Source organism: Pseudomonas sp. EL_65y_Pfl1_R83, assembly GCF_963970695.1.
Classification (GTDB): Bacteria; Pseudomonadota; Gammaproteobacteria; order Pseudomonadales; family Pseudomonadaceae; genus Aquipseudomonas; species Aquipseudomonas tritici.
In genome coordinates this window covers 1-670 of the sequence record NZ_CAXAQI010000099.1, presented here as the reverse complement: position 1 = coordinate 670, position 670 = coordinate 1, and the positions used below count along the sequence as shown (strand labels likewise).

General features: G+C 63.9%; 1 protein-coding gene. It reads left to right on the top strand.

Translation table 11 applies throughout. The features are described from left to right. Positions 1–670: type IV secretory system conjugative DNA transfer family protein (locus tag AACY08_RS27835; protein WP_339472314.1), on the top strand; the 670-nt coding region annotated here is incomplete at both ends.

The window sequence follows — 670 nt, the reverse complement described above, 5'->3', positions numbered from 1 at the left end:
CCTATGCGCCGAAGATCTTCGTGCGCGGGGCGTTCATCGCCGCCTCGGGGGGCATCCTTGCGATCATCGTGGCGATCGCCATGTCGGTGTGGCGCGCCCGCGAGGCGAAGAAGGCCGAGACCTATGGCTCGGCACGATGGGCAACAGCGGACGAGGCTAATCGTGCCGGACTGCTTGGCGATCGCGGAGCGGTGCTGGGTCTTCTAGGACCACATTACCTCCGTCACGACGGGCCCGAGCATGTGCTGTGCTTCGCGCCGACGCGATCGGGCAAGGGTGTGGGGCTCGTCGTGCCCACGTTGCTCGCTTGGCCGGAAAGCTGCATCGTCCATGACATCAAGGGGGAGAATTGGCAGCTCACCGCCGGCTTCCGCGCCAGGCACGGCCGCGTGCTGCTCTTTGACCCGACCAACACAAAATCCGCTGCCTACAATCCTCTGCTCGAGGTGCGCCGCGGCGAATGGGAGGTTCGCGACGTCCAGAACATCGCCGACATCCTGGTCGACCCAGAAGGGTCGTTGGACAAGCGGAACCATTGGGAAAAGACGAGCCATGCGCTGCTAGTCGGCGCGATCCTCCACGTCCTCTATGCGGAAAAGGACAAGACTCTGGCCGGCGTCGCGGCGTTCCTCTCTGATCCGAAGCGACCAATTGAATCCACCCTCGATGC